Origin of the sequence: Campylobacter concisus (genome assembly GCF_902460595.1) — a bacterium.
GTDB classification, from domain to species: Bacteria; Campylobacterota; Campylobacteria; order Campylobacterales; family Campylobacteraceae; genus Campylobacter_A; species Campylobacter_A concisus_BL.
Map to the genome: position 1 here is coordinate 117,188 of NZ_CABPVA010000003.1, position 26,184 is coordinate 143,371.

A 26,184-nucleotide genomic window follows, 5' to 3' on the forward strand; every position below is an offset into this window, starting at 1 on the left:
AAAATTTGAAATTTCTAACTATCTTTTAACCTTTTTTAAAGTAAAATCAGGGCTCATTTTAGCTGACAAAAAGGTAAATTTCACAATGGATAAAAAGAAAAAAATAGCCCTGATCACTGGCATCTGCGTAGTTTCACTTTTGCTTATCTATACGCTACTTGGCTTTTTTGGCCTGCCTTATGCTATCAAAAATATCGCGCCAAAATACCTAAAAGACTACAACGCAACGCTTTTTGTAAGTGATGCTAAATTTAACCCCTTTACCTTTGAGCTAAACGCTACAAATGCCGAGCTAAACACCACTTCGCCGCTTTTTAGCACGAAGCAGATCGACCTTAAGCTAAAGCCATTTTCTATCTTTAAAAAGCTAGTTGAGATAGACATTTTTAGGCTAGATGAGCCAAAAGTAAAGATCGCAAGAGATAAAAAGGCAAATTTTAACTTTAGCAATTTTATAAGCGATGATAACGCAACTAGCGAAGATAACAGCACTAGCTCGATAAATTTCGCGCTAAATAATGCAAAAATCATCAAAGGCTCATTTTCATATAGCGACCAAAATTTAACAAAGCCATTTAATGTAAGTTTTGATGATATAAACTACGAGCTTAGCTCGCTAAATACGAAGAAAAATAGCGCAGGTAGTCACATATTTGACTCAAACTCAAGCCTGGCGCACAAGATCGATCTAAATGGCGATATCAAGCTAAATCCACTAAAAATAGAGGGTAACGTCAGCATAAAGGACTTTAGCATAAAGCCAGTTGCGATAAGTTTTATAGATAATGACACGTTAAATCTCAAAAATGCCATTATAAACTTAAAGATAAACTACGCTTTAAAAGCCGATGAGAACGCAACTAAGATAAATTTAAAAGATGGCTTTTTAAATGTAAAAGGGCTAAATTTAAACGAGAGCGAAAATGAATTAAGCCTTGGCGAGTTAGAGCTTCCAAAATTTGATCTTGATAGTAAGATAGCGGACAAAACGGAGGCTGCGCTAAATTTAAGCGCTATAAATTTAAATGACATCTCTTTTAAAAGTGCTATCGCTGCGAGCGTAAAATCACTAAATTTAAATGAGATCTCGCTGCTTGCAAATTTAAATGAAAAAAGCGAACTAAACGCCACAGCCAAGCTAAAAAATATGGGTGCAAACGCTTTAAAAATAGATGAAGCAGATAGAAATTTAGCAAATTTAAAAGATATAAATGCTTCAAATTTAAATCTAAATTTAGTAAATAACAAAACCGCTCTAACGCTTGAAAAAATGGCACTAAATGGCATCAACGCGCCACTTAGCAAAAGTGCAAGTGCAAATGTAGCAAGCGCTGGCGTGACAAATACAAGCTTTACAATGGATGGTAACAAGAGCCTTGCGAGCCTTGATGAGCTAAACGTAAAAAACATAGAGCTTAAAGCAAAAAATAAAGATATAGCAAGCGTTGCTGATGTGGCGATAAAGAGCATAAGCTTTGATCTTTTAAAAATGGCTCTAAATATCGCTAGTGTCGATGTTAATAAGCCTAAATTTGCTTCAGAACTAAATGACAATGGTCTAAGCGCTGTAAGTGAGCTAGGGTTTGGCGAGCAGAGCACAAAACCTGCAAAAGCGGCAAAACACACTAAAAAAGTAGAGAAAAAGGTTGAAAATAAAAGCGCTTCAAAAAGCAAAGAAAATGAGTTTAAATTTGATGTAAAAAATATAAGTGTAAATAACGCAGACATCGCTTTGACGCATCTTTTTGAAGGCGAGAAGATCGCTCATAAATTCGATAATCTTTTTATAAAAGTAGCAAATTTAAGTAGTGATTTTAGCAAGCCATTTGACGCAAAAGTGGCGATGAAAAGCTCACAAAAGCTAAATTTAGATGTTGAGTCCAAGATAAAGATCGAGCCTCTTGATGTGAGCGCTAAAATAAAGCTAAATGATACAAATTTACCAAAGTATTTTGCCTACGCAAAGCCCTTTTTAGAGGCCGATCTAGTTAGCGGACAGATGAGCGCAGATGCCCAGCTTCACTACGCAAAAGATATCAAAGCAGATGCAAAACTTAGCATCAAAGATATAAGGCTAAATGGCAAAAAAGCTGAAAAATTGGTCGCCTTTAAAAGCCTTGATCTTGAAAAAATTTCATTTGCCAAAAACGACCTTACTATAAACGGAGTGAGCTTAAATTCGCCATTTATCAAGGCTCATCTAAGCAAAGAGCGTAAATTTAACCTATCTCAGATCATAAAAGAGGATAAAAATAAAGCTAAAACTGAGGCAAAACCTGAGACCAAAAAAGTAGCTAGCAAAAAAGAGGACGAGCTAAAATTTAGCGTGAAAAATTTCTCTCTAAAAAATGGCGAGGTTGATTTCTCGGACGCATCGCTATTTATGCCATTTGCCACAACGATCTCAAAGCTAAATGGCAAGCTCACCGACATCGATAAAAAGCGCCCAAGCTCAGGCGAGTTTCAAGGTGTGGTTGGCAAAAATGGCTTTGCGCAGATCACTGCAAAACTCTTTCCGTTTGAGCTAAAGCAAAATACCGATATAAAGCTTGACTTTAAAGATATCGATCTAGTTAACGTGACACCTTATAGCGGGCAGTTTGTGGGCTATAAGATCAAAAAAGGCAAGCTAAATTTAAACCTAAACTATAGCGTCACCGACTCAAAACTAAATGGCTCAAATTTCATAAATTTTGACTCTCTTACACTTGGAGAGAAGGTTGAGTCAAAAGATGCTGTAAATTTGCCACTTTCACTTGCTATCTCGATACTTAGCGATCAAAATAATCAAATAAACATCGATCTGCCAGTTGAGGGAAATTTAGACGACCCTGACTTTAAATATGGCGGCGTCATCTGGGCTGCTGTGAAAAAGCTCTTTGCCGACATCACGCTAGCTCCATTTAGATTTTTAGGCAACGCCCTAGGACTTGGCAACAAAGATCTTAGCTCTATTGATTTTCTTGCTGGAAGTAGCGAGCTTATAAGCTCAGAAGCGCCTAAGATAGCTGATTTTATAAAGCTAACTGGCTCAAAACCTAAAATGAAGCTTAGCATAACGCCAACATACTCAAAACTCGATGAGAGCTTTTATAAAAACAAAAAACTAGATCAAAAGATCAATCAAATCATCGCTTCAAGTGGCAAAGACTACATCGCGGTTTTAAATGAGCTTGTGCCAAATTTAAAAGATAGAAGCGAAAAAGCCTTAAGAGAAGAGGCGCTAAAGGGCATCGAAGTCGATAAAGCAAAGCTAGTAGAGCTTGCAAATGAGCGTGCAAATGCAGTAAAAGAGGCACTTATAAAAGCTGGGCTTGAGGCTAGCCGCATAGATACAAACGATGCAACAAGCTCAGAGCCTAAGCAAAACACCTACACAAGCGTGCTAATGGGAGTGGCGAACTAAATTTCATTTATTTCGCTGCTTCTTGCATTATAGACAAACCAGCTAAGAAGCATAAGCATCATAAATGCGCCAAAAACGAGGCTTGCGTAAAAATATAAGTTAAAATCAGCTCCGAGCAAATTTGCGTTGTGAAGGGCGATCATGACACCAGCTAAAGCGATTAAGTAGCCAATTAGCTTGATGATGAAAATTTTTGGATTTACAAGGATCAGCAAAAGACCGCAAAGTATGATGCCAAGGGCTATTTGTAAATTTGAAACATCAGCTTGAGCGCTTGAGCTAAGTGTTAAAAAGCCAGCTAAAAGTGCCATTAGTATCATCAAAACTGCATAAACCGCCCTGCTTCGTCCAAAGCCATACATAAAGCAAACAAAGCCCTTATTTTGCCTGTTATAATCCATTTTCGCTCCTTTTGGAAGTTTGCTTATTTTAATGCCAAATTCTTAAATAACGGCTTTAATCTGAAATTTCACTCATTTTGGCTAATATTTTACATCTTAAAAAAGGAGCAAAAATGCCTTATGTAAATATAAAAATAGCAGGCCCAGAGCCTACAAAAGAGCAGAAAGATCAAGTTTTTAAAGAAGTGACCGAGACGCTTGTAAGAGTGCTTGGCAAGAAAAAAGAGGCGGTTATGATATTTTTAGAAACTCACGATGCTGGCAATATCGGCGTAGCAGGCGAGAGCGTAGAAGATAAGAGAAAGGGGACAAAATGAGCGAATTTAGCAAAGCAGACATGGAAAGAAAGATAACACTTGAGGTTGGCGACAAGGCGCCAGAATTTGAAGCGCTAAATCAAGACGGCGTAAAGGTCGCGCTAAAGGACTTTATAGGCAAAAATGTGGTGCTTTACTTCTACCCAAAAGACAACACTCCTGGCTGCACGACTGAAGCTTGCGAATTTAGCGCAAACTACGATCAGTTCATCAAAAATGATACCGTTATCATCGGCGTTAGCCCAGATAGCGTGAAGTCTCACGTTGGCTTTATCGCAAAGCAAAATTTAAAGCACATCCTCTTAAGCGACGAAGATAAAGAAATTTCAAAGCTTTATGGCGTTTGGCAGGTCAAGAAAAACTACGGCAAAGAGTATCTTGGCATCGTTAGAAGCACCTTTGTGATCGGTAAAGACGGCAAGATAGCTAAAATTTATAAAAGCGTAAAAGCCAAAGACCACGCCGCAAAAGTACTAGCTGATCTGGTGAAGTAAGGAGCAAAGATGAAGCTTATAAAAATGCTAATTTTAAGTGCGTTTTTTGCGCTAAATTTATCAGCACTGACTGAAGGCGTTGAGTATCAAACTCTGGCAAAACCGCTTAACGTGCCTAAAAACTCAGTCGTCAAGGTCTTTAGCTACGACTGCCCTCACTGCTATAAATTTGACCGAACTATCACAAAAAAGCTGATGTCAAAGCTTGACGGGGTTAAATTTATCCCATATCACCTAAGCACCAAAGGCAAGCTTGGCGAGACTACAAGTAAAATTTTCGCCGCTCTTATATCGATAGATGAGGCAAATGGGACTGATCTGCTAAGCGATGAGTCTAAATTTAAGCAAGCTAAATTTGCGATCTACAAAGCAAGACACGATGAAAAAGATGACTTTAATGACGGCAAAGATAAGCAAAGATTTATAGATCTAGCGCTAAATGCGGCTCACGTGAGCAAAGACGAATACGAAAAAGCGCTAAGCTCAGATCGTGCAAAAGAGCTTTTAAACGAGTGGTTTGCCTCTTATGATGTAGCAAGTATCAGCGGTGTGCCAGCCTTTGTGGTAAGTGGCAAATATCTGATAAATTTAAACGCAGCATCATCAATCGATGAGATGGCAAAGACGATAAAAGAGCTTTTAGATAAGTAACTTTAGCCTAAAATTTACGGACATTTTGGGCTTAGAAATGTAAATTTAAAGCAATTTTAGATAAACTCGGATCAAATTTCTAAAAAAGAAAGGTTTAATTATGAACGCTTCAGAATTCATCTGGATGGATGGAAAACTAGTAAAATGGGACGATGCGAAAGTACACGTTCTAACTCACTCTTTGCACTACGCTAATGCCGTATTTGAGGGCACAAGAGCTTATAAAACAAAAAAAGGTCTAGCTATTTTTAGACTAAAAGACCACACAAAAAGACTTTTAAGATCAGCAAAAATGACCGTTTTAAACGTGCCTTACACTGAAGAAGAGCTTGAAAAAGCACAGATCGAGCTACTTCGCGCAAATAAATATAACAGCAACGTCTATATCCGCCCACTTATCTTTTTAGGATACGGCGTAATGGGCGTAGCGCACACAAAAGCACCAGTGCAAACTGCTATCGCTTCATGGGAGTGGGGTGCATATCTTGGCGATGAAGGCTTGGAAAAAGGCATTAGAGTTAAAATTTCAAGCTTTGCTAAACTTGCCCCTGCTGCTCAAATGAACAGAGCAAAAGCTAGCTCAAACTACCTAAGCTCACAAATGGCAAACTACGAAGCAAAAGAGGCTGGATACGACGAGGCGCTGCTTCTTGATAGCGAGGGCTTTGTGGCTGAAGGTCCAGGCGAGTGCTTCTTTATCGTTGAAAATGGCGCATTGATCACTCCACCAAACGACAACAGCCTACTTAGCATCACTCAAGATACAGTCATAAGACTAGCTCACGATCTTGACATCGAAGTAAGAAGAGAGCGCATCACAAGAGATCAAGCATACACAGCTGACGAGGCATTTTTCACTGGCACTGCAGCTGAAGTAACGCCGATAAATAGCATAGATAACCGCATCATCGGCAACGGCGCTAGAGGCGAAGTGACAAAGAGACTACAAAAAGCTTACTTTGACGTAGTTTATGGTCTAAACAAAAAATACGAATCATTTTTAACATATATTTAAGATTTAAAGGAACGAAATGCCCGCTGATTTAAATGATTATTTCAACAAAAAAAAGCCAGGTAATGACAACAGGGGCTCAGGTCAAAATAACGACAAAGAGCCACCTTTTAAAAAGGATTTTAAAATGCCAAATATACCAAGCGGCTTTGGCAAATTTGGTGCGCTAGCCTACATCATAATCGCCATTATCGCGATCCTTGCTATCACTCAGCCATTTAAAGTGATACACTCAGGCGAGGTCGGCATCAAAGCCACAGCGGGTAAATATGAGCCAAATCCTTTGCAACCAGGATTTCACTTCTTTTTGCCATTTATCCAAAACATCATCGTAGTTGATACTAGAGTTAGGATCATCAACTACACTTCAGGCGAAGATATGGGCGAGAGCTTGCAAAAGTCTTATCAAGGGGCTGGAATTTTACGCAAAAACTCAATCTCAGTTTTGGATGCTAGAAATTTACCAGTTAGCATAGATATCACCGTGCAATACCGCCTAAATCCAGAAAATGCACCACAAACTATCGCATCTTGGGGTCTTAGCTGGGAGAGCAAGATCGTTGATCCTGTCGTGCGCGACGTGGTTCGCAGCATCGCTGGTAAATACACAGCCGAAGAGCTACCAACTAAGAGAAATGACCTAGCAAGACAGATCGATGAGGGCATAAGAAAAGACATCGACTCTCAGCCAAACAAGCCAGTCGAGCTCCTAACCGTGCAGCTTCGTGAGATCATCTTGCCTTCAAAGGTAAAAGAGCAGATCGAGCGTGTCCAGATCGCTAAACAAGAGGCTGAGAGGACAAAATACGAAGTAGAAAGAGCAAATCAAGAGGCACTAAAACAAGCTGCCCTTGCAGAAGGTAGTGCAAAAGCTGCTATCATCGAAGCAAAGGGTAAGGCTGACGCTATCAAGATCGAGGCTGATGCGACTGCTTATGCAAACAAAGAGATCGCAAAAAGTGTCGATCAAAATTTATTAAATTTAAAGCAGATCGAGACGCAAAATAGATTTAACGATGCTCTTAAAGAGAACAAAGATGCCAAAATTTTCTTAACACCTGGCGGAGCTGTGCCAAATATCTGGCTAGATGCAAAAGATAGGGCAAAAGCTAGCTCGGTTAGCGAAAGGTAAAAATGAATAGCGTAGCAAAAAGTATAGACTGGCAAAAGATTGGTGGATTGCTCCCGGTGGTGGTTTGCGATCACGCTACAAACGAGGTTTTGATGCTTGCTTTTATGAATGAAGAAGCACTAAATTTAAGTCTATCTAGCCGCTACGCTCACTACTTTTCACGCACTAAAAATAGAATTTGGAAAAAAGGCGAAGAGAGTGGCAACACGCAAGAGATCAAGGCTGCGTTTTTAGACTGCGACAACGACACTTTGCTTTTAAAAGTCGTTCAAAATGGAGGCGCTGCTTGTCACACTGGGGCAAGGTCTTGCTTTTTTAACGAGATAAATTTAGAAAATTTAGAAATTTCTGATCAAAAAAGCGAGGTTAAAAAGCCAAGTTACGGCGTTATTGACGAACTTTATCACGTTATAGAAGATAGAAAACTAAATGCTGATCCGCAAACTTCATACGTGGCAAGTCTTTTTAAAAAGGGTGAAAATCAAATTCTAAAAAAAGTTGGCGAAGAGGCTACAGAGCTTGTCATGGCGGCAAAAGAGCTTAGTTTTGCCAAGCAGATAAAACAAGATGAGCAAAAAGCAAAAAATGACCTCATCTATGAAGCAGCCGATCTTTGTTTTCACACACTTGTGACACTTTCAGCCCACAACATACATCCAGATGCCGTCAAAAACGAGCTTGCAAGGCGTTTTGGCATGAGTGGCATCGAAGAAAAAAGATCGCGAGATGTTAAATAGCATCAAGCATAACATACTTTTCATACTTCAAAACGCCAAACTTATCGACTTTCTAGCCTATGGCTGGGTGTTTTTAGCCTTTATATTTATCGTGCTTTTAGGAATTTTCGTCGCGATAAAATCATGGTGGCAGATAGGATTTTTATTTATCCTAGCTGGTTTTTTGGGACTTTTTGCGGGCAACTACTACGCAAACAAATATATAAATGAAAGCCTAAGACCTGTTAGCATAAGCAAAATAAACACAAAGCAGCTTCAATATGTAGATGCGTTGATGGTCGATTTTAACATCACAAATAATTCAAACTACACATTAAACATTTGCAAAATCGAGCTTGGCTTCTATCTTGGCTCAAAGCAAAGCACGAGAAATTTTCTAAATTCACTAAACCCTTTTGCTAAAAAAAGGATCATTTTAAATGAAGTGCTTTTGCCAAAGCAGAGCAAGCAGATAAGAGAATTTGTCAATGATTTTGCCTTCATTGACTACAATATCACCAAAAAAGCGGAGTGTTTTTGATGAGTTCAAACTACTTTACCATCGTGCATATCATCGTGCTTTTTGCGATCGCACTACTTTCTATTTTATTTCTTGTGCTCTCGCTTAGAGCCGAGCGAAAATTATTTTTATCGCTACTTTTTACAAATATTTTGGTATCAACCACGCTTGCCATTTTTTTGATGCTAGTTCTTGATAAATACACCAAAAAAGGCATAGTCGAAGGCGTAAAAAGCGAGCGAGTGCTAAGAAATGAAAGCATTGTATTTCGCGGTCAAGTAAGAAATGTCGGTAAATTTACCATTAGCAAATGCACTCTTACAATTAAGCTCATTAATCAGCCACTAAACAAAAACGATCTTGGCGGTGAGGCGCTATTTAAACCAAGCGGGATCTCATTTTTCTCATGGGTTTTTGGAGGCGATGAGGACGAGAAACCAAACACTGTGGCATATAAATTTGACGTAGCTCAAAATTTGCCAAAGCAAAAAGCAGTGCCATTTACAGTGACCATGCCCTATCCGCCATATTTTAAAAACGGTATGAATATCACAAAACTTAGCTGCTACTAATAAATTTAGATAAATTTTTTAGTATTTATTACGTTTTGCAAGTAGTTATAAACTGGCTAAATTTCTCTTAAATTTAAAATAGCTCAACTCATAAAAATTTGGCTTTATAAAATAAATTTAAATATGAAATTTTAAACCAAAGCCAAAGGGCAATGGTTTAAAATTTAGTTTTAATGTCTTGAAAGATAGTTTGTATCGTAGTTGTTGCTTAAAAAGTCTTTGTTTTCCATCATGGCGATGTGAAAGTCTTTTGTTGTTTTGATGCCACTTATTATGAGCTGATCAAGAGCAACTTTCATCTTGTGAATAGCTCTATTTCTATCAGTGTCCCAAACTACGAGCTTGCCGATCATACTGTCATAATACGGCGGTATAGAGTAGTCTTGGTAGATGTGGCTATCCATTCTCACGTTGCGACCGCCTGGGCAGACATATTTTGTGATCTTGCCAGGGCACGGAGTGAAGGTGTTTGGATCCTCGGCTGTGATCCTGCACTCGATCGCATGGCCTTTTAGCTCGATGCTCTTTTGTGACGGTAGCTTTTCGCCCTCGGCCACTTTTATCATAAGCTCTATAATATCAAGTCCGCTTACCATTTCGCTTACTGTGTGCTCGACTTGAAGCCTTGTGTTCATCTCGATGAAGTAAAAGTCTAAATTTTTATCAACCAAAAACTCAAACGTACCTGCTCCCTCGTAGCCGATCGCTTTTGCCGCTTTTATGGCAGTTTCATGTAGCCTCTCTCTTGTCTTTTCATCAAGCAAGATAGCTGGGCTCTCTTCGATCAGCTTTTGGTGACGGCGCTGCATAGAGCAGTCACGCTCGCCTATGTGAAGCACGTTACCGTGGCTATCGCCGATGATTTGAACCTCGATGTGGCGTGGATTTAGGATGTATTTTTCCATATACATCGTGCCATCGCCAAATGCACTCATCGCCTCGCTCTCAGCAGACCAAAACGCTTTTTCTAAATCAGCCTCTTTTTCAACCACGCGCATACCGCGTCCGCCGCCGCCTGCTGCAGCTTTTAAGATGACAGGATAGCCGATCTTTTTAGCTAGCTCTTTTGCAGCTTTTGTATCAGCCACAGCGCCATCTGAGCCAGGGATGACTGGCACGCCAGCTCTTTGCATGACCTGTTTTGCCTTGCTCTTATCGCTCATCAAAGCCATCGCAGCAACGCTTGGTCCAATGAATTTGATCTTGTGGTGTGAGCAAATTTCAACAAAATTTTGATTTTCACTTAAAAAGCCATAACCTGGGAAGATAGCGTCTGCTTCGCTGATCTCAGCTGCGCTTATGATAGCTGGGATGTTTAGGTAGCTGTCGCTTGAGCGCTCTTTGCCGATGCAAATGGCTACGTCGGCGTATTTTACGTAAAGCGCGTCTTTGTCAGCGGTTGAATAAACTACAACGGCTTCTTTACCCATCTCCTTTATCGTTCGCAAAGCACGAAGAGCGATCTCACCGCGGTTTGCAATTAAAATTCTTTTTAATTCCATTAATTTTTCTCCACGCCAAATAACGGCAATCCAAACTCAACTGGCTGTCCGTCAGAGACTAGCATCTCAGTGATTTGGCAGTCAAACTCAGCCTCGATCTCGTTCATGATCTTCATAGCTTCGATGATGCCTACTACATCGCCTTTTCTCACTCTTTGACCTACTTTTACAAATGGGGCAGCGCCTGGGCTCGGAGCAGCGTAGAAAGTACCTACCATAGGAGATTTTATGCTATCTTTTGGCGAATTTGCAGCTGGTTTTACCTCTGAGCTAACGACAACATTTACAGGTGTTGGTGCTGGAGCTGCTGCTTGTGCTACTGGCTTCGCAGGCGCGCAATAATCAGCAAATTTCTCTACCTCGACCTCAAAATCACCACTTTTTATCTTGATATGATTCATCTCCATACCATTAAAAAATTCGATAAGCTCTTTTATATCTTCTTTTTTCATAGAAAATTCTCCTAAATTTTTATATAAGCCCCTAATTGTAGCGAAATTTAAATAAATTTAATTTTTAGCTGGCATAAAATTTGTGCTAAATCCTACTTTTTTCTAGCAAATTTATAACCCAAAACAAAATAAAACTAAGCATAACCAAAACAAGGCTTAAAGCGAGTGCCTGATCGCTTCTGCCGTCACAAGACTGCGTTGTAGATAGCAAGTGAGATGGTGTCTGTTTTGCCTATGATATTACCGCCTAAAATGAGCGTTATGCCAACCTCGCCAAGCCCTCGTGAGAGCGCTAGGATAAAGGCTGTAGCCACGATATTTTGAGGCATAAAGATTGCTTTTTGCATAAATTCACTAGCCCTTTTGCCTACGCCAAATTTCGCTAAAATGGTATAATCTCGCAAAAACAAAAGGACAGACATGAACGAACTTGAGCTAAAGATGCAAGGCAAGATAGAGAGGCTAACAGATAAGACTTTTAGGCTAGATCCTAGGATTGGCGAGGGCTATTTCACGGCGAAATACTTTCTAAAAGTAAATGAGATAATTAAGCAAAACCTGCCAGATCAGCACGTGACGATGCAGTTTTTCCAAAGGCGTGATGATATCATGCTTTGCGGTATCGACGAGGTTTTAGCTATCATCAATAAATTTGCTAAAAACCCAAGCGAGCTTGAAATTTACGCACTTGATGATGGCGATATCATAAATGCAAACGAGCCAGTTTTAAAGATAAGCGGCAAGTATGAGGATTTTGGCTTTTTAGAAAACGTCATCGATGCGACGCTCACTAGAAGAAGCTGCGTGGCGACAAACTCCAGAGACGTGATAAAAGCAGCAAATGGCAAGGACGTCTTTAGCATGGCAGACAGACAAGATGACATCTGCACGCAGCCAGGCGACGGATATGCTTCATTTATCGGCGGTATAAAAAAGGTCGCCACAGACGCTCAGGGCGAGCTTACAGGGTTAAAAGGTGGTGGCACCATGCCTCACGCACTCATTCAAATGTGTGGCGGAGACGTGGTGAAGGCTTGCCAAATTTACGCTAAAACCTTTGAAAACGAGCAGATCACGGCCTTGGTTGATTACAACAACGATGTGATCACGGACGCGCTAAAGGCTGCAAATGCCCTAAAAGAGAGGCTTGGCGCGGTTAGAGTGGATACTAGTAAAAATTTGATAGATAGGTATTTTGAAGGCAAAGATACGAGTAAATTTGACCCGCATGGCGTTTGTAAGGAGCTTATATTTGCCCTAAGAGAGGCGCTTGATAAAGCTGGCTTTAAGCACGTCAAAATCGTCGTTAGCTCAGGTTTTAATCCGCAAAAAATGAGCGAATTTGAGAAATTTAACACCCCAGTTGATATTTATGGCGTGGGAAGTTATCTTGTTAAAAATGACATTTGTGGCTTTACAGGCGATCTAGTCGAGCTAAACGGCAAAAGTGAGGCTAAATTTGGCAGAAAAAATTTCGCTTCAGATAGGCTAAAAAGAGTTAAAATTTAGGAGAAAAGATGAAATTTATAAAAATTTTAACGATTCTGTCACTTTTACTGACTGCTTGCACCGCCGCAAACTACGCTAATGCCTTTGAAAAAGTTGGCATACTTGAAGACGGAGTTTATCGCTTTAGTCAAAATGGCATCGGAGTCAAAAAAGACCTGCTTGTAAAGGTGATCTCGTTGCAAAACGCGGACAGCTCGAAAAAGATCATCTCCATGCTAAATATCCCTAAAAAATCTAAGATTACGGACTTTAAGACAAGCGACGCAGGCGTGATAGTCTGGCCATTTTACGAGTTTGAGGATAAATTTATAACGACAATAATCGTTGAAAATATAAAAAAAGAAGATAGCGATCAAAAACTGCTTAAGATGCTAGAACTTAAGCATCCATTTTACTCGACGCTCCAAGCTCGAAGAAAAGGAGCTAAAGACGCCATAGACGTGAAATACGTGCTAAATTTCAAAGAGGCAAAGCTGGTAAAATCGTTTCAAAACCGCCCTTAAAACTTTATTTTAAATAAATTTCATTAAAATGGCGTAATCAAAAAAAGGATCATCTTTGCACAATCTAAAAACCATAAACGTCGCTCACTCGCCAGACGCTGACGATATTTTCATGTATGCCGCGGTCAAATTTGGCTGGGTTAGCAGTAAAAATTTAGCCTTTACATCAAAGGCGCTTGATATAGAAACGCTAAATGAAGAGGCGTTAAAAGGCACTTATGAGGCAACGGCGATCAGCTTTGCGCTCTATCCTAAAATTTGCGATGAATTTGCGCTTTTACGCTGTGCAGTGAGCTTTGGTAATGGATATGGTCCAAAGCTTATCAAGCTAAAAGATAAGCAACTAAAGCGAAATTTCAAGGTCGCTCTCTCTGGCAAAAACACGACAAATGCCCTGCTTTTTCGCATAGCCTACCCAGAGGCAAGGATCGTTTATAAAAATTTTCTTGAGATTGAAAATGCCGTGCTTAGCGGCGAGGTCGATGCTGGCGTGCTCATACATGAAAGTATCTTAAATTTCTCAGACCAGCTCTGCGTGGAGCGCGAAATTTGGGACATCTGGAGCGAGCTAAACGGCGAAAATTTACCACTTCCACTTGGTGGCATGGCGCTTAGACGAAGCCTACCCATAACCGACGCGATCGAGTGCGAGAGAGTGCTTAGCGAGGCCGTTAGGATCGCCACTTCTCACAAGCCATTTTTATCTCACATGCTAATGGAGCGAAATCTCATCAGAGTTGGCAAAGATGAGCTAAAAACGTATCTAAATTTATACGCAAATGACGAGTCAATAAGCATGAACGAAACGCAGCTAAAAGCGCTAAATAAGCTCTATCAAATAGGCTACAACAAAGGCTTTTTTGAAAAGCCAATCGACGTAAACGACTACCTAATCCCAACTGAATACAACGAAGTAAGGTTTAGCTGATGCAAAGTACGCTTGTCTCACTTGGAGTTGAAACCTTTAAGATCGCCCTTTATATCAGCCTCCCGATGCTGTTAAGCGGCCTCATTGCAGGTCTTATCATCTCCATCTTTCAAGCGACCACGCAGATAAACGAAACCACGCTAAGCTTCGTGCCAAAAATTTTGCTAGTAGTCGTTGTCATCATATTTTTAATGCCTTGGATGATCTCGATGATGGTTGAATTTACCACTCGTATGCTTGATTTTATACCGGAATTTATCCAGTGACGAGGCTTGTTGATTTTTCTAAATTTACCTCAGTTAGGATAGGCGGCGTGCATGAAATTTTCGAGGTTGATAGCCTTGAAGATTTAAATTCGCCTCACTTTTTAGGCTCTGTGATGATAGGCGGGGGTAACAACCTTCTTATCTCGCCAAATCCCCCAAAAATGGCGATGCTTGGCAAGAGCTTTGACTATATAAATTTAGAAATTTGTGACGAGAAAATTTACCTTGAGATAGGTGCTGCGACAAAATCAGCTAAAATTTATAACTTCTGCAAGCAAAACAACATAGCTCACCTTGAGTTTTTAAAAAATATCCCAGGCACGCTTGGCGGACTTATAAAAATGAACGCTGGACTGCTTAAATTTAGCATAAGCGACAATCTCACGCATGTGCGTCTGGCTCGTGGCTGGGTGAGCAAAGAGGAGATAAGCTTTAGCTACCGCCATAGCGGCATAGATGAGGCTATTTTGGGGGCTAAATTTAAGCTTTCTAGCGGCTTTGACGCAAGCATATCTGATGCTATAAGCGCAAAAAGGGCAAATCAGCCAAAAGGCGCTAGCTTTGGCAGCTGCTTTGTAAATCCAGAAGGGCACTTTGCAGGGGCAATGCTTGAGGCAGTTGGACTAAAGGGATACGCTATTGGCGGAGCTAAATTTAGCGAAGAGCACGCAAATTTTTTGATAAATTTTAACCACGCAAGCTTTGAGGACGCCACTAGCCTTATAAATTTGGCGAAGGCTAGAGTTTTAGAGAAATTTGGCGTAGAGCTTAAGACTGAAGTTTGCATTTTATAAGGATGATAATGAGTGAGTTTTTAGCAGAAGTTTTAACACTTTCATTTTTGTTTATTATGATTGGTTTTTATGCCGTTTATAGGGCTAAAAAGGCACAAAGCGAGCATGAGAAAAATATGGCTGATCATGATAAAAATCTGCTAAATTTTGCTCAAATTTTAGGTGTGCAAAACTACATCGACCTAGTTAAATTTGATGAAATTTTAGCGCAGGCCTTAAAAGAAAAACTAATTTTTAAATTTAATAAATCTACCTCGCAAGAGAAATTTATCTCTTTTATAAAAGATGAAAATTTCAAAACCAAACCCCAAATTTCACAAAATCATATCGATGAAGCTTTTTTAAACATTTGCGCAAGCTCCCTTGTAGAGCCGCTTAAGCTTGCAATACTAAAAAACGAAGATCAAATTTATGGATTTTTGTTTGAAAAAGAGCAGCTTTTTGCTCTTATTGATAGCGCTGCGCTGCTTGGCGAAAATATTATAATTTGCGAGTAAATCAAGTAAAATTCATCTCTTTTTAGATAAAATCAAGCCAAATTTCAACTATAAGGTAAAAAATGGCAAAAGAAAAAGATAGTGACAAAAAGATAGCTATCCCAGAGAGCGAAGCGGACAAGAAAAAGGCGCTCGAGCTTGCGCTAAAGCAGATCGATAAAGCTTTTGGCAAAGGCACGCTTTTAAGACTTGGTGACAAAGAGGTTGAGGCTATCGAGTCGATACCGACTGGCTCGCTAGGACTTGATCTGGCTCTTGGCATAGGCGGCGTCCCAAAAGGCAGGATCATCGAGATCTACGGACCAGAAAGCTCTGGTAAGACTACTCTAACGCTTCACATCATCGCTGAAGCGCAAAAAGCTGGCGGAATTTGTGCATTTGTCGATGCAGAACACGCACTAGACGTAAAATACGCTTCAAATTTAGGCGTAAATACCGACAACCTTTACGTCTCTCAGCCAGACTTTGGCGAGCAGGCACTTGAGATCGTTGAGACGCTTGCAAGAAGTGGTGCTATCGATCTTATCGTGGTTGATAGCGTCGCTGCGCTTACTCCAAAGAGCGAGATAGATGGCGACATGGGCGATCAGCACGTGGGCCTTCAAGCAAGGCTAATGAGCCAGGCGCTTAGAAAGCTAACTGGAATTTTAAGCAAGATGAAGACAACTGTTATCTTCATCAACCAAATTCGTATGAAGATCGGTATGATGGGATATGGCACGCCAGAGACCACAACTGGCGGTAATGCGCTTAAATTTTACTCATCTGTAAGGATCGATGTTAGAAAGATAGCCACACTTAAACAAAATGACGAGCCTATCGGCAACCGCACAAAAGCAAAAGTCGTTAAAAACAAGGTCGCACCTCCATTTAAAGTGGCTGAATTTGACATCATGTTTGGCGAGGGTGTGAGCAAAGAGGGCGAGATCATCGACTATGGTGTAAAACTAGACATCATCGACAAATCAGGTGCGTGGTTTAGCTACAAGGCCGAAAAACTAGGTCAAGGTAGAGAAAACGCCAAAGCCTACCTAAAAGAGCACCCAGAAATTTCTGACGAGATAGTAGCGGCGATCAAAGGCTCAATGGGGATAGATCACCTAATAAGCAGCGGCGCAAAAGACGAAGACGACGATACAAACGAAGCAGGAGATGAATAATGGTATTTATTGAAGATGTAGAAGCTCACGAGGTTTTAGACAGTAGAGGCAACCCAACAGTTCGTGCGACAGTTAGACTAAGCGACGGAACCGAGGCAAGCGCGATCGTACCAAGCGGCGCAAGCACTGGCAAGCGTGAGGCGCTCGAGCTTCGCGACAAAGACGAAAGATATGCTGGCAAGGGCGTTTTAAAGGCTGTTTCAAACGTAAATGAAAAGATCGCTGAAGCAGTGATAGGACTTGATGCTTATAACCAAAAAGCAGTCGATGCTGAGATGCTTGAGCTTGATGGCACGCACAACTACTCAAATTTAGGCGCAAATGCGGTCCTTGGCGTATCTATGGCAGTAGCTCGCGCAGCTGCAAAGAGCCTAAATATCCCGCTATACCGCTACCTTGGCGGTGCAAACGCTAGCATCTTGCCAGTGCCGATGTTTAACATCATAAATGGCGGCGCACACGCAAATAACAGCGTTGATTTTCAAGAATTTATGATCATGCCATTTGGCTTTAGCACATTTAGCGAAGCACTTAGAGCTGCAACTGAAATTTACCACAAGCTAAAATCTATCCTAAACGCAGCCGGACACAGCACTGCTGTCGGCGACGAGGGCGGATTTGCTCCAAATTTAAAAGACAACGAAGAGCCACTAAAACTAATCTCACAAGCCGTAAAAGAGGCTGGATATGAGCTAGGCAGCCAGATAAAACTTGCCCTTGACGTCGCTTCAAGCGAGCTTTACAAAGACGGCAAATACGAGCTTGAGGGCAAGAAATTTAGTAGCGACGAGCTCATTAGCTACTACGAAAAACTTTGCGAAAAATATCCGATATTTTCTATCGAAGATGGTCTTAGCGAGGATGACTGGAGCGGCTGGGCTGAGCTTACAAAAAGGCTTGGCAGCAAGGTGCAGCTAGTTGGCGACGATCTTTTTGTCACAAATGAGAAAATTTTACGCGAGGGCATCGAGAAAAACATTGCAAACGCGATTTTGATCAAGCCAAATCAAATAGGCTCAGTCACGCAAACTATGCAAACTGTCCGCCTTGCTCAAAGAAACGGCTACCGCTGCATCATGAGCCACAGAAGCGGCGAGAGCGAAGATGCGTTTATCGCTGACTTCGCAGTCGCACTAAACACTGGCGAGATAAAGACTGGTGCCACTTCAAGAAGCGAGCGCAACGCAAAATACAACCGCTTGCTTGAGATCGAGCTTGAGGCGGGTGAGTTTTTAGGGGATAATATTTGAGCGAAATTTTAGATGAATATGGCAAAGAAGATGGCATATTTCATAAAATCGTAAAATTTGTTCGGCCGACACTGCGCTACGTCATAGCCACCATTTGCGTGGCTATGTTTGCCTTTTACGTGGGCAACATGATGTTTGGCAAACGCTCACTTGACGTGATGCTAAGCCTTCAGAGCAAAAAAGAGAGGCTTAGCGAGGACGTGGAAATTTTGAAAAAACTAAACGCACGTCTGCAAAAAGATTATTTTGAACTACAAGGCCTTGAGCCAGACTCTAATAAAAAGTAGGAACGATGAAGAAAATTTGGTTAGTTTTATCTATCTTGACTGCGAGCTTATGCGCTAGAGAAAACCCATTTATGCCTATTAGCGAGCTAAACACAAGCGTTATGACGACAAACGTCGTAGAAAAATATGACAGCTTCAACTCGCTCTCGTTTAAATTTCCAAGCGATGCGATGCTTTTGCTTGATGTCACCATAAGATACAGAGCAAATGACGGCAGCATAAAAGAAAAAAGACTAACCGATATAAACAAAACTATCGACTGGAACGATGAATTTGCCCTAAGCAAGATGAAAAATCCAGAACCAGTCGCAGCTAAAAAACTAGATGTTTCTGTCACGATGGCAGAGGTACCAGCTCAAAAGGTTAGCACGCCAGTGATAATAGAAAAAAATGAGACTAAAATTTCAAACAAAGATAGAAATAAAAGCTCAGATGTGCCAACTCCAAACGTCGTAGTGATCGACCTTGGCACAAAAAAAGTAAAAGAGTCTGCTAAGCCTGAGCAAAAAGTAGTCGAAGTAAAGATCGAGCCAGCCTCAAAGCCTGTTGGGGAGATAAAAAGCAGCGAAAAAGAGGTGAAATTCTTAGGATTTGTGAGCTTTTTAACACATGAAAAAGAGCTAAATATCATCACAAAAGCTAAAAATTTAAAACACTTTGCCTACGAGAAAAACAAGATCGTGCTTGACTTTGCAAAACCTCCAAGAAGCTTTAAAACTAGAAATTTAAAGCTTGAAAACGAAACTTTTAAAAACGTAATAATCGGCTGGCATGACAAATATTTCAGAGTGGTTTTAGAGCTTGATAAGATGCATAAATATAAGCTTGAAGCCGTTGAAAATGGATATGTGCTTAAGCTTTTATAGTTTTTATATTTAAATTTCTCTTGGTCGTAACCAAAAAAGCTGACACTAGTGCAAAAAGCTTTTAGATATGCAAGCCTAAATGCCTCGCGAATTTACACACACTTTGATAGTGACAAGCTAAAACTAACCACAAAAGTGGCTGAGGATCTAGCGAACTAGAGCGCTCAATAATAGAGCAAACTAGCTATACTAAATTTAACCCATATAAATTTAAAACATCAAATTTAACTACGAAACTCTATAGATATGTGAGAATTTTTAGCTTGCAAGCAGCCTCAAAGCTTGCCCTACATATAAATTTACGCCAAACGGACAAAAAGCTATCACGAAAATGAAATTTGGCAAGCAAATTTTACTCTGCTCGCCAAATTTATCAAACTAGCCTATCTTTCTTATCTTTGCAGGGGAACGTTTGCCCAGTGCGAGTGCCCACGAGCCAGTCATTTAGGCTAAATTCACCATTTACTTTTAAGAGTTTTTATTTTTGCAAAATGTATTAAATTTTGAGAATTTTTGTAGCACTTTGTGAGTAAAATTTGAAGTTAAATTTTGGGAGAAAAAGATAGAAATTTAGCTTCTATCTTTTTTAAATTTATGCTTTGTGATTTAGCATATAAAGGCGGATGACTTGCTCGGCGGTCATCTTTAAATTTCTAATGGCATTATCTTTTCGCATGGCTTCTTCAAGGCTCATTGGCTCATTTAGTATGCAAAAATACGCATCTATGCCGTGTTTATGGCAGTCTTTGGCGCACCTTTGCACGCTTCCAGCAAGCGCGATGACTGGCTTATGATGCCTCTTAGCTATCTTTGCCACGCCTGTTGGGGTCTTGCCCATGGTGCTTTGAAAGTCCATACGACCCTCACCAGTGATGACAAGATCGGCCTTTTTTATCTCATCTTCAAGCGCTATTGTCTGCGTGATGATCTCGATGCCAGGCCTAAGCTTTGCGCCCAAAAAAGCGACAAAAGCAAAGCCAAGTCCGCCAGCTGCTCCAGCGCCCTTTTGCGTGTGAAATTTAGTGCCATTTTTCTCTTTTACAAGCCCCGCAAAGTGCTTTAGCCCATCATCAAGCTGCTTTACCATGCGGCCATTTGCACCCTTTTGTGGGGCATAGACGTAGGCTGCGCCCTTTTGACCGTAGAGTGGATTATCCACGTCACAGGCGATTAAGAATTCACACTCTTTTAGCTCTTTTATAGCCTCTTCATCTGAAAACTCGCAAATTTGAGCCAAGTCCTCGCCTTTGCCCTCAAGCAAAGAGCCATTTTTATCATAAAATTTAAAGCCAAGAGCACTTAGCATACCTATGCCAGCGTCGTTTGTCGCACTTCCGCCAATACCTATGATAAATTTCCTAGCACCCTTGCTAATGGCATCTTTTATCATCTGACCAAAGCCAAATGTGCTAGTTTTCATGGGATTTCTCTCATCAGGATTTATAAGAGTAAGCCCAGAAGCGCTTGACATCTCAAGTATGGCAAGGTCATCTTTTAGGGCATATCTAGCTAAAATTTCAGTGCCAAGTGGGTTTTTGACGATGGTATCTATAAATTTAGCATCAAGTGCGTCAGCCATAGCCTCCACACTGCCCTCACCGCCGTCAGCTACAGGCTTTACGACGACATCGCAAAAGTCTTCAAGGGCTTCTTTTATAGCAAGGCCCGCCTCAAGCGAGCTTAGCGAGCCTTTTAATGAATCTATCGCAACCAAAATTCTCATAAAAGCACCAAAGATAGTATATAAACGCTAATCATACCAACAACGCCCATGATAAATGTCATCGCAGTTTGTGTGCGGTAACCTTGATCTGCGGTCATCTTACTAAAGTTTGTCACGACCCAGAAATAGCTGTCGTTTGCGTGAGATACGCACATCGCACCAGACGCTATCGCCATGACACAAAGAGCGGCTGAAATTTCACTCGTAAAGCCAAGTGTGTGCATGAGCGAGTTGTCAGCGCTAAATGCGCCCATGATAGAGGCTGTCGTGATGATAGCAACAGTCGAGCTTCCTTGAGCGGTTTTTAGCACGGCTGAGATGATGAATGGGAAGAAAATTCCTATCGCTTTTATAGTTGAGGCATTTTCTTTTATGAAATTTACAAAGCCAGCCTCAGTGATGACGTTGCCCAAAACGCCGCCAGCTGCGGTGATAAAGAGTATAGGACCAGCGATCTTTAAAGACTCGTTTGTTATATGATCAAATTCTCTCATCTTTTTAGTTTCAGCTAGTAAAAATACACAAAAGATAACGCCGATAGCTAGAGCGATGATAGGATTACCTAAAAATAAAAATATCTTTGGCAAGAGCGCAGCTTTATCAAGCATGCCTTGTTTTGCCAAAACGTCGATCACAGAGCCAACCGCCATGAAAATGATAGGCATGATGATAGGTGCGATGCTTAAAAATCCGCTTGGCAATTTGCCAAATTTATTTAAAAGCTCCTCGTAGCTCGCTGTTATCGTAGCGTCAGCCTCTTTATCGCTGATAGTTACGCTTTTAGCGATACTTTTTGAAAAGAAATAAACAGCTACCAAAACAGGCACCGAAACTACTGTACCCATGATGATGACAAGAAGTAAATTCCCTCCAAGTCCAAGTGTGCCAGCAGCGGCTATCGGGCCAGGAGTTGGCGGGATGAAGACGTGAGAAGCGTATAGACCGCCACTAAGTGCTACTGACATCGCGACCGGGCTTGCTGAAATTTTCTTATAAAGTGCCTCGCGGATAGAGTTTAAGACGACAAAACCGCTATCGCAAAATACCGGTATGCCTACAACCCAGCCCATTATAAGCATGGCAAGCTCAGGGCGTCTTTGTCCGACTAGCTTTACGACCATGTCCGCTAGCTTTAGCGCGGCTCCCGTTTTTTCAAGCACTGTGCCGATGATCGTTCCAAAGATGATGACGATGCCGATGCTCTTAAATGTGCCACTAAAACCAACGCCTATCATCGCTGGGATCTTGGATAGATCGATGCCTGCGACTATTGCTAGCACCAAAGATATACTCATAAGTGCCAAAAATGGATGCACCTTGAACTTTGAGATCATAAGGATCATAAGGATGATTGCTATAACAAAACAGACAATCAAAGCCATACCGCTCATGAAAACTCCTTTATTGTGAGATTTTGCTAGTGATTTTAGCAAAATTTGCTTATATTTTTTCTAATATTTTTAAGTTTTTCTATTAGTTAAATTTTTTTCATTATTTTTCTGAAATTTGCATCATCTGCCCAAATTTAGTCACTTTATAAGATTAAATTTTTAAGGCTATTTTAAAATAACAAAGCCAAGACCGACCTTATCTGTGTGCCTATCATAATCAATCAAGCTCTCGCCATATCCTGTAAAATACTGCAAATAGCCATAAACGCCGCTTGAAAATATCGGAAACATATATGAAATTTCAGCTGCACCTTTATTTGTTTTATCAAAATGTAAGTTATTTCTTAGCATTAGGCTAAAAATTTGATCATTTAGCTTGTAGCTAAGCCTTAGATCTCCGTGTCCGATGTAGTTTAAAATTTCTTTGTTGTCGTTCTTTTCGCCGATCACGCTCCAAACTCTTGGCGAGACGCTAAAGTTGCCATAGACAAAGTCGCTTTGCACGTAGGCTCTGTTCCAGCTTCTTGATTTGCTGCCATCTCGTCCGTTTGACTCATGCAAAAGGCCAAATTTTAGATTTTGGATGCCTATTTGCTCTAGGTATTTTGGAGAGGCAAAATTTAAGAAAATTTCAGGCTGATAGTTTGTCTCGCGAAACGGCGATGACTTTTTAGCGATCTGCCACCACGAAGTCTGTGTATAGGCTGCCACAAGGCTCTCTCTAAGACCAAAAACGTCGTAAAATAGCGGCTTTGCAAGGCTTATTTGAAACTTGGTCTCAACGCTCTTTCGCCCATCATCTGGCACAGTTTTAGCGTAAGTTACTGGTAAAAGGTAGTTAAATTTATAAAGCTCGATACCAAGTGCGTTTTGTAAATTTTTATCGCTTTTATCTCTTAAAAGATCAGCCTGCTTTAGCTTCGCTTCATTTGTTGCAGGCTCGCTTGCTTGCACATTTTGCGCCGCTTCTTGCTCGCCTAAAGAGCTTTTGGCTAGCTCTTTATAAATTTGCATAGCAGCCCTTATATCGCCACTTTGCTCAAGCTCTTGCGCCCTCTTAAAATCATCCGTCCTGCTAGCCATCAAAAATGTAAGGCCAAGGCTTAAAAGTAGTATAAATTTACTCATTTTTCATCTTTTCATTTGCTATTTTGTATTCTTCCGGGAAATTTACGTTAAAAAACTGCTCTTTATCATCAAAATTTACTATCTTGCACTTGCAGCTTTTTCGTAAAAGTCCGATTTTGTGTTCATTTTTTTGGTAAAGCTCATGCGCAAACGGGGCTAAGCTTGGGCTAAAAAAGCCACAAAGCGAGTGGATATGCTCATCATCGCCAGCTACGACCATGTCAAATTCATCTTTAAATTTAGCTAGCTCGTCAAGACTTACAAGATCAAAAAATGGCATATCAGCTGGGATGATAAAGACGCTATGATCAAAGCTTTTAAGCACAGAGTAAAGCGCTAGCATCGGCGAAAAATCCTCACTACTCTCATCTTTTATGAGCTTTATAGGTGGGTTAAATTTCTCAAATTTGGAGCTTACAAAAACCTCATCAAAGACTTTGCTAAATTTAGAAGCTTGATAGTGCGTAAGCGTTTCAAAGCCCCCAAATGGCAGCAAGGTCTTATCCTGACCCATGCGTGAGCTCTTGCCCCCTGCTAAAATGACGCAAGTTTGCATTTTTATCCTTTTAAATTTTAAAAATTACAAAAGTATAACCAAATTTTCTAACTCATCTTGTTTTAAATTTATTATCACTTGATAAAAGCTTCGCCCTTAAATTTGCAAAAAAAGGGCAGTTTTGCCAACGCAAGAGCTACTTTCTAGCAGATAAAATAATTTTTACCTCGCTAATCATAAAACTAGAAAATAACTGCTTACTTTTAAAGGAGATCACATGAGTGAAAGAAATTTACAAATTTTAGGCTAGATAGGTACGTGCTTACCAGTTATTATGTACTTTTTCATATATCCCACAAATAATGGGCAACCTTGATGGCAACAAAACACCTTTTATCCAGCCCTTAGCTGCTGCGCTAAACTGCACGATCTGGACAAGTTACGGCTTGCTAAAAGCTAAAAAAACTATCCACTTTCTGCTGCAAACCTACCAGGTATAATCTTTGGACTTTTGGCAACTATAACAGCATTTTAATGCGCTAGCTTCAAACCTTTTATGCTAAAAAATAGCCGATAAATTTGCAAATTTATCGGCTAAATTTAATTTATACAAAATGCTTTTGAATTTCTTTGATTTTTACAGATAAAACCAGATATTACAACGAAAATTTCACAAAAAAAATATTTCACCAAATTTTGTCACAAATATAAGGCAAAGTATCGTGAGATGGGTTTAAAGGCTTTACCCCCTTGAGGTCGCAACTGCAAGCAGAAGCGACGTAAAAATTTAGCAAAGATAAGACAATTCAGTCTATCGAGCTAAATTTTTACTAGCTCCATTAAAAGCGCTCGCGAGACGAGCCGTTAAATTCTAAAGATCACGCGGATCGGCGATTTTACCTGCTATCGCGCTCGCCGCCACAACTGCCGAGTTAGCCAGATAAATTTCACTCGTTCTATCGCCCATACGGCCGACGAAATTTCTATTTGTCGTTGAGATACAGCGCTCATTTGCGCCTAAAATGCCCATATATCCGCCAAGGCAAGCGCCACATGTTGGGTTGCTGACAACCGCTCCTGCTTCGATGAAAATATCTATAAGCCCCTCTTTTTCAGCAGCTCTTGCGATCTTTTGCGTCGCTGGAGTGATGATGAGCCTTGTTTTGCGAGCTACTTTTTTGCCTTTTAGGATCTGCGCTGCTATACGAAGGTCGCTTAGACGGCCATTTGTGCATGAGCCGATAAATGCCTGATCGATAGTTAGATCGTCGCGAACTGCCTGTCTTACGCTCTTGCCGTTGCTTGGCAAAAATGGATATGCGATGACTGGATCAAGGTTTGTGACATCTATCTCTAAAATTTTGTCGTATTTTGCGCCCTCGTCTGAGTAGAAAAATTTTGGTTTATCGCGCAAATTTTTATCTTTTAAAAACTCTTTTGTGATCTCATCAACTGCGATGATACCGCTCTTTGCGCCAGCTTCGATCGCCATGTTGCACATTGAAAATCTATCATCTATACTAAGGCCATCTATCACCTCGCCGCTAAACTCAAGCGCCTTGTAAAGTGCGCCATCAACGCCTATTTGGCGGATGATCTCAAGGATGAGGTCCTTGCCGTAGACGTGCTTATCAAGCTTGCCTTTAAAGACGACCTTGATACTCTCAGGCACTTTAAACCAGTTTTTACCAGTGATCATCGCATAAGCTAGGTCGGTGCTACCCATGCCGGTGCTAAAGGCCCCAAGAGCGCCGTGCGTACAGGTGTGGCTGTCTGCGCCGATGATGACGTCGCCTGGGATGACTAGCCCTTTTTCAGGCAAAAGCGCGTGCTCGATGCCCATATCTTTTTCGTCAAAATAGTTTTTAAGGTCGTGTTTATAGGCAAATTCGCGTGAAATTTTGGCTTGATTTGCGCTTAGGATGTCCTTTGTCGGGATGTAGTGGTCCATCACGATGGCAAAGCCGTCTGGGTTAGCTAGCTTTTTTGCGCCACTTCGCTCAAACTGCTTGATCGAAATAGGCGTCGTGATGTCGTTGCCTATGATCATATCGATCTTGCTCTCGATGATCTCTCCTGCGCTTACCTCTTTGCCAACGTGATCTGAAAATATTTTTTCTGTGATGGTTTGTTTCATAAATTTCCTTTAAATTTTGAGGCGATTTTAACGAAATTTGTATAAAAAGATATTTAGCCAGCGCTTTAAATCAC

The 26,184-nt window shown here is 40.7% G+C and carries 29 protein-coding genes and 1 pseudogene; 21 read left to right on the forward strand and 9 right to left on the reverse strand.

Translation table 11 applies throughout. From position 1 onward, the window contains the following. Positions 1-85 precede the first annotated feature (85 nt). On the forward strand, positions 86-3,406 hold the full coding sequence (locus F3G86_RS06790) for a DUF748 domain-containing protein (protein ID WP_149723456.1): 3,321 nt from the start codon (positions 86-88) through the stop codon (positions 3,404-3,406). Here F3G86_RS06790 and F3G86_RS06795 read toward each other — a convergent pair. Continuing rightward, positions 3,403-3,807, reverse strand: coding sequence for a hypothetical protein (locus F3G86_RS06795; protein WP_002940014.1), 405 nt, complete (start codon positions 3,805-3,807; stop codon positions 3,403-3,405). The genes F3G86_RS06790 and F3G86_RS06795 overlap by 4 nt on opposite strands. Before the next feature lie 113 nt (positions 3,808-3,920). Between F3G86_RS06795 and F3G86_RS06800 the strand changes: the two genes are divergently transcribed. The 8 genes from F3G86_RS06800 to F3G86_RS06835 all read left to right on the forward strand — a co-directional run bounded on the left by F3G86_RS06800 (position 3,921) and on the right by F3G86_RS06835 (position 9,221). Next, positions 3,921-4,124, forward strand: a complete 204-nt coding sequence (locus tag F3G86_RS06800; protein ID WP_149723404.1) for a tautomerase family protein — start codon at positions 3,921-3,923, stop codon at positions 4,122-4,124. Continuing rightward, on the forward strand, positions 4,121-4,618 hold the full coding sequence (gene bcp / locus F3G86_RS06805; RefSeq protein WP_149723405.1) for a thioredoxin-dependent thiol peroxidase: 498 nt from the start codon (positions 4,121-4,123) through the stop codon (positions 4,616-4,618). Before F3G86_RS06800 ends, bcp begins: the two co-directional genes overlap by 4 nt. 9 nt (positions 4,619-4,627) lie before the next feature. Then, positions 4,628-5,269, forward strand: a complete 642-nt coding sequence (locus F3G86_RS06810) for a thiol:disulfide interchange protein DsbA/DsbL (RefSeq protein ID WP_149723406.1) — start codon at positions 4,628-4,630, stop codon at positions 5,267-5,269. 100 nt (positions 5,270-5,369) lie between these two features. Then, on the forward strand, positions 5,370-6,284 hold the full coding sequence (locus F3G86_RS06815; protein ID WP_002939975.1) for a branched-chain amino acid transaminase: 915 nt from the start codon (positions 5,370-5,372) through the stop codon (positions 6,282-6,284). A gap of 16 nt (positions 6,285-6,300) precedes the next feature. After that, complete coding sequence (locus tag F3G86_RS06820; protein WP_004317857.1) at positions 6,301-7,413, forward strand: prohibitin family protein; 1,113 nt, start codon at positions 6,301-6,303, stop codon at positions 7,411-7,413. A gap of 2 nt (positions 7,414-7,415) precedes the next feature. Further along, entirely contained in the window at positions 7,416-8,150 is a 735-nt protein-coding gene (hisIE, locus tag F3G86_RS06825; RefSeq protein ID WP_149723407.1) for a bifunctional phosphoribosyl-AMP cyclohydrolase/phosphoribosyl-ATP diphosphatase HisIE, read from the forward strand. Then, on the forward strand, positions 8,140-8,670 hold the full coding sequence (locus F3G86_RS06830; RefSeq protein WP_149723408.1) for a DUF2393 family protein: 531 nt from the start codon (positions 8,140-8,142) through the stop codon (positions 8,668-8,670). Before hisIE ends, F3G86_RS06830 begins: the two co-directional genes overlap by 11 nt. Continuing rightward, positions 8,670-9,221 (forward strand): DUF2393 family protein, encoded by a 552-nt coding sequence (locus F3G86_RS06835; protein WP_103607799.1) that lies wholly within the window; start codon positions 8,670-8,672, stop codon positions 9,219-9,221. Before F3G86_RS06830 ends, F3G86_RS06835 begins: the two co-directional genes overlap by 1 nt. A 170-nt stretch (positions 9,222-9,391) precedes the next feature. Here F3G86_RS06835 and F3G86_RS06840 read toward each other — a convergent pair whose 3' ends face one another. From F3G86_RS06840 to F3G86_RS11030, 3 genes are all read right to left on the reverse strand, one after another. Beyond that, on the reverse strand, positions 9,392-10,723 hold the full coding sequence (locus tag F3G86_RS06840) for an acetyl-CoA carboxylase biotin carboxylase subunit (protein ID WP_004317853.1): 1,332 nt from the start codon (positions 10,721-10,723) through the stop codon (positions 9,392-9,394). After that, positions 10,723-11,175, reverse strand: coding sequence for an acetyl-CoA carboxylase biotin carboxyl carrier protein (gene accB / locus F3G86_RS06845; protein WP_087583527.1), 453 nt, complete (start codon positions 11,173-11,175; stop codon positions 10,723-10,725). Before accB ends, F3G86_RS06840 begins: the two co-directional genes overlap by 1 nt. 185 nt (positions 11,176-11,360) lie before the next feature. Then, positions 11,361-11,522, reverse strand: coding sequence for a hypothetical protein (locus F3G86_RS11030; protein ID WP_188116437.1), 162 nt, complete (start codon positions 11,520-11,522; stop codon positions 11,361-11,363). 73 nt (positions 11,523-11,595) lie between these two features. On the opposite strand from F3G86_RS11030, the gene F3G86_RS06855 reads away from it, so the two are divergent. From F3G86_RS06855 to F3G86_RS06905, 11 genes and pseudogenes are all read left to right on the forward strand, one after another. Further along, on the forward strand, positions 11,596-12,684 hold the full coding sequence (locus tag F3G86_RS06855) for a nicotinate phosphoribosyltransferase (protein ID WP_149723409.1): 1,089 nt from the start codon (positions 11,596-11,598) through the stop codon (positions 12,682-12,684). Between the two features lie 8 nt (positions 12,685-12,692). Continuing rightward, positions 12,693-13,187: a chemotaxis protein gene (locus F3G86_RS06860; protein WP_149723410.1), complete on the forward strand. Its 495-nt coding sequence runs from the start codon at positions 12,693-12,695 to the stop codon at positions 13,185-13,187. A gap of 112 nt (positions 13,188-13,299) precedes the next feature. Continuing rightward, positions 13,300-14,115: a menaquinone biosynthesis family protein gene (locus tag F3G86_RS06865; protein ID WP_239389814.1), complete on the forward strand. Its 816-nt coding sequence runs from the start codon at positions 13,300-13,302 to the stop codon at positions 14,113-14,115. After that, positions 14,112-14,381 (forward strand): flagellar biosynthesis protein FliQ, encoded by a 270-nt coding sequence (fliQ, locus tag F3G86_RS06870; RefSeq protein WP_223154231.1) that lies wholly within the window; start codon positions 14,112-14,114, stop codon positions 14,379-14,381. Before F3G86_RS06865 ends, fliQ begins: the two co-directional genes overlap by 4 nt. Next, entirely contained in the window at positions 14,378-15,175 is a 798-nt protein-coding gene (locus F3G86_RS06875) for a UDP-N-acetylmuramate dehydrogenase (RefSeq protein WP_149723411.1), read from the forward strand. The genes fliQ and F3G86_RS06875 overlap by 4 nt, the downstream gene beginning before the upstream one ends. 8 nt (positions 15,176-15,183) lie before the next feature. Further along, positions 15,184-15,672, forward strand: a complete 489-nt coding sequence (locus tag F3G86_RS06880; RefSeq protein WP_107914851.1) for an addiction module antitoxin — start codon at positions 15,184-15,186, stop codon at positions 15,670-15,672. A 62-nt stretch (positions 15,673-15,734) separates the two neighbouring features. Continuing rightward, positions 15,735-16,832, forward strand: coding sequence for a recombinase RecA (gene recA, locus F3G86_RS06885; RefSeq protein ID WP_002940852.1), 1,098 nt, complete (start codon positions 15,735-15,737; stop codon positions 16,830-16,832). Further along, positions 16,832-18,082: a phosphopyruvate hydratase gene (gene eno, locus F3G86_RS06890; RefSeq protein ID WP_002940828.1), complete on the forward strand. Its 1,251-nt coding sequence runs from the start codon at positions 16,832-16,834 to the stop codon at positions 18,080-18,082. Before recA ends, eno begins: the two co-directional genes overlap by 1 nt. A gap of 104 nt (positions 18,083-18,186) precedes the next feature. Then, entirely contained in the window at positions 18,187-18,369 is a 183-nt protein-coding gene (locus tag F3G86_RS11035) for a hypothetical protein (protein WP_180385140.1), read from the forward strand. A 5-nt stretch (positions 18,370-18,374) separates the two neighbouring features. Then, on the forward strand, positions 18,375-19,235 hold the full coding sequence (locus F3G86_RS06900) for an AMIN domain-containing protein (protein WP_149723412.1): 861 nt from the start codon (positions 18,375-18,377) through the stop codon (positions 19,233-19,235). Positions 19,236-19,268: 33 nt separating this feature from the next. Next, positions 19,269-19,394: pseudogene (locus F3G86_RS06905) on the forward strand (integrase); the annotation flags it as partial. A 433-nt stretch (positions 19,395-19,827) separates the two neighbouring features. On the opposite strand, the gene F3G86_RS06910 reads toward F3G86_RS06905, so the two are convergent. The 4 genes from F3G86_RS06910 to F3G86_RS06925 form a co-directional block, all read right to left on the reverse strand. Beyond that, positions 19,828-20,958 (reverse strand): glycerate kinase family protein, encoded by a 1,131-nt coding sequence (locus tag F3G86_RS06910; protein ID WP_149723413.1) that lies wholly within the window; start codon positions 20,956-20,958, stop codon positions 19,828-19,830. Then, complete coding sequence (locus F3G86_RS06915; RefSeq protein WP_149723414.1) at positions 20,955-22,349, reverse strand: GntP family permease; 1,395 nt, start codon at positions 22,347-22,349, stop codon at positions 20,955-20,957. The genes F3G86_RS06910 and F3G86_RS06915 overlap by 4 nt, the downstream gene beginning before the upstream one ends. Positions 22,350-22,514: 165 nt before the next feature. Beyond that, a complete protein-coding gene (locus tag F3G86_RS06920; RefSeq protein WP_149723415.1) occupies positions 22,515-23,477 on the reverse strand; it encodes a phospholipase A in 963 nt (320 codons plus the stop codon). Further along, complete coding sequence (locus F3G86_RS06925) at positions 23,470-24,033, reverse strand: molybdenum cofactor guanylyltransferase (RefSeq protein ID WP_149723416.1); 564 nt, start codon at positions 24,031-24,033, stop codon at positions 23,470-23,472. Before F3G86_RS06925 ends, F3G86_RS06920 begins: the two co-directional genes overlap by 8 nt. A gap of 302 nt (positions 24,034-24,335) precedes the next feature. On the opposite strand from F3G86_RS06925, the gene F3G86_RS10785 reads away from it, so the two are divergent. After that, positions 24,336-24,473, forward strand: a complete 138-nt coding sequence (locus tag F3G86_RS10785) for a hypothetical protein (RefSeq protein WP_262974879.1) — start codon at positions 24,336-24,338, stop codon at positions 24,471-24,473. A 371-nt stretch (positions 24,474-24,844) separates the two neighbouring features. On the opposite strand, the gene leuC is transcribed toward F3G86_RS10785, so the two are convergent. After that, positions 24,845-26,110: a 3-isopropylmalate dehydratase large subunit gene (gene leuC, locus F3G86_RS06935; protein ID WP_149723417.1), complete on the reverse strand. Its 1,266-nt coding sequence runs from the start codon at positions 26,108-26,110 to the stop codon at positions 24,845-24,847. Positions 26,111-26,184 lie beyond the last annotated feature (74 nt).

Excerpts from the sequence above, each read along its gene's own strand:
- F3G86_RS06860 (WP_149723410.1), top strand. The coding sequence starts at position 12,693 with ATGAAATTTATAAAAATTTTAACGATTCTGTCACTTTTACTGACTGCT.
- F3G86_RS06810 (WP_149723406.1), top strand. The coding sequence starts at position 4,628 with ATGAAGCTTATAAAAATGCTAATTTTAAGTGCGTTTTTTGCGCTAAAT.
- eno (WP_002940828.1), top strand. The coding sequence starts at position 16,832 with ATGGTATTTATTGAAGATGTAGAAGCTCACGAGGTTTTAGACAGTAGA.
- F3G86_RS06800 (WP_149723404.1), top strand. The coding sequence starts at position 3,921 with ATGCCTTATGTAAATATAAAAATAGCAGGCCCAGAGCCTACAAAAGAG.
- F3G86_RS06820 (WP_004317857.1), top strand. The coding sequence starts at position 6,301 with ATGCCCGCTGATTTAAATGATTATTTCAACAAAAAAAAGCCAGGTAAT.
- F3G86_RS06915 (WP_149723414.1), bottom strand. The coding sequence starts at position 22,349 with ATGAGCGGTATGGCTTTGATTGTCTGTTTTGTTATAGCAATCATCCTT.
- F3G86_RS06865 (WP_239389814.1), top strand. The coding sequence starts at position 13,300 with ATGTATGCCGCGGTCAAATTTGGCTGGGTTAGCAGTAAAAATTTAGCC.
- F3G86_RS06790 (WP_149723456.1), top strand. The coding sequence starts at position 86 with ATGGATAAAAAGAAAAAAATAGCCCTGATCACTGGCATCTGCGTAGTT.
- F3G86_RS06900 (WP_149723412.1), top strand. The coding sequence starts at position 18,375 with ATGAAGAAAATTTGGTTAGTTTTATCTATCTTGACTGCGAGCTTATGC.
- leuC (WP_149723417.1), bottom strand. The coding sequence starts at position 26,110 with ATGAAACAAACCATCACAGAAAAAATATTTTCAGATCACGTTGGCAAA.
- F3G86_RS06880 (WP_107914851.1), top strand. The coding sequence starts at position 15,184 with ATGAGTGAGTTTTTAGCAGAAGTTTTAACACTTTCATTTTTGTTTATT.
- accB (WP_087583527.1), bottom strand. The coding sequence starts at position 11,175 with ATGAAAAAAGAAGATATAAAAGAGCTTATCGAATTTTTTAATGGTATG.
- F3G86_RS06830 (WP_149723408.1), top strand. The coding sequence starts at position 8,140 with ATGTTAAATAGCATCAAGCATAACATACTTTTCATACTTCAAAACGCC.
- F3G86_RS06795 (WP_002940014.1), bottom strand. The coding sequence starts at position 3,807 with ATGGATTATAACAGGCAAAATAAGGGCTTTGTTTGCTTTATGTATGGC.
- F3G86_RS06840 (WP_004317853.1), bottom strand. The coding sequence starts at position 10,723 with ATGGAATTAAAAAGAATTTTAATTGCAAACCGCGGTGAGATCGCTCTT.
- hisIE (WP_149723407.1), top strand. The coding sequence starts at position 7,416 with ATGAATAGCGTAGCAAAAAGTATAGACTGGCAAAAGATTGGTGGATTG.
- F3G86_RS11030 (WP_188116437.1), bottom strand. The coding sequence starts at position 11,522 with ATGCAAAAAGCAATCTTTATGCCTCAAAATATCGTGGCTACAGCCTTT.
- F3G86_RS06925 (WP_149723416.1), bottom strand. The coding sequence starts at position 24,033 with ATGCAAACTTGCGTCATTTTAGCAGGGGGCAAGAGCTCACGCATGGGT.
- F3G86_RS06835 (WP_103607799.1), top strand. The coding sequence starts at position 8,670 with ATGAGTTCAAACTACTTTACCATCGTGCATATCATCGTGCTTTTTGCG.
- F3G86_RS10785 (WP_262974879.1), top strand. The coding sequence starts at position 24,336 with ATGGGCAACCTTGATGGCAACAAAACACCTTTTATCCAGCCCTTAGCT.
- F3G86_RS06910 (WP_149723413.1), bottom strand. The coding sequence starts at position 20,958 with ATGAGAATTTTGGTTGCGATAGATTCATTAAAAGGCTCGCTAAGCTCG.
- F3G86_RS06920 (WP_149723415.1), bottom strand. The coding sequence starts at position 23,477 with ATGAGTAAATTTATACTACTTTTAAGCCTTGGCCTTACATTTTTGATG.
- F3G86_RS11035 (WP_180385140.1), top strand. The coding sequence starts at position 18,187 with ATGTTTGCCTTTTACGTGGGCAACATGATGTTTGGCAAACGCTCACTT.
- F3G86_RS06815 (WP_002939975.1), top strand. The coding sequence starts at position 5,370 with ATGAACGCTTCAGAATTCATCTGGATGGATGGAAAACTAGTAAAATGG.
- recA (WP_002940852.1), top strand. The coding sequence starts at position 15,735 with ATGGCAAAAGAAAAAGATAGTGACAAAAAGATAGCTATCCCAGAGAGC.
- F3G86_RS06855 (WP_149723409.1), top strand. The coding sequence starts at position 11,596 with ATGAACGAACTTGAGCTAAAGATGCAAGGCAAGATAGAGAGGCTAACA.
- bcp (WP_149723405.1), top strand. The coding sequence starts at position 4,121 with ATGAGCGAATTTAGCAAAGCAGACATGGAAAGAAAGATAACACTTGAG.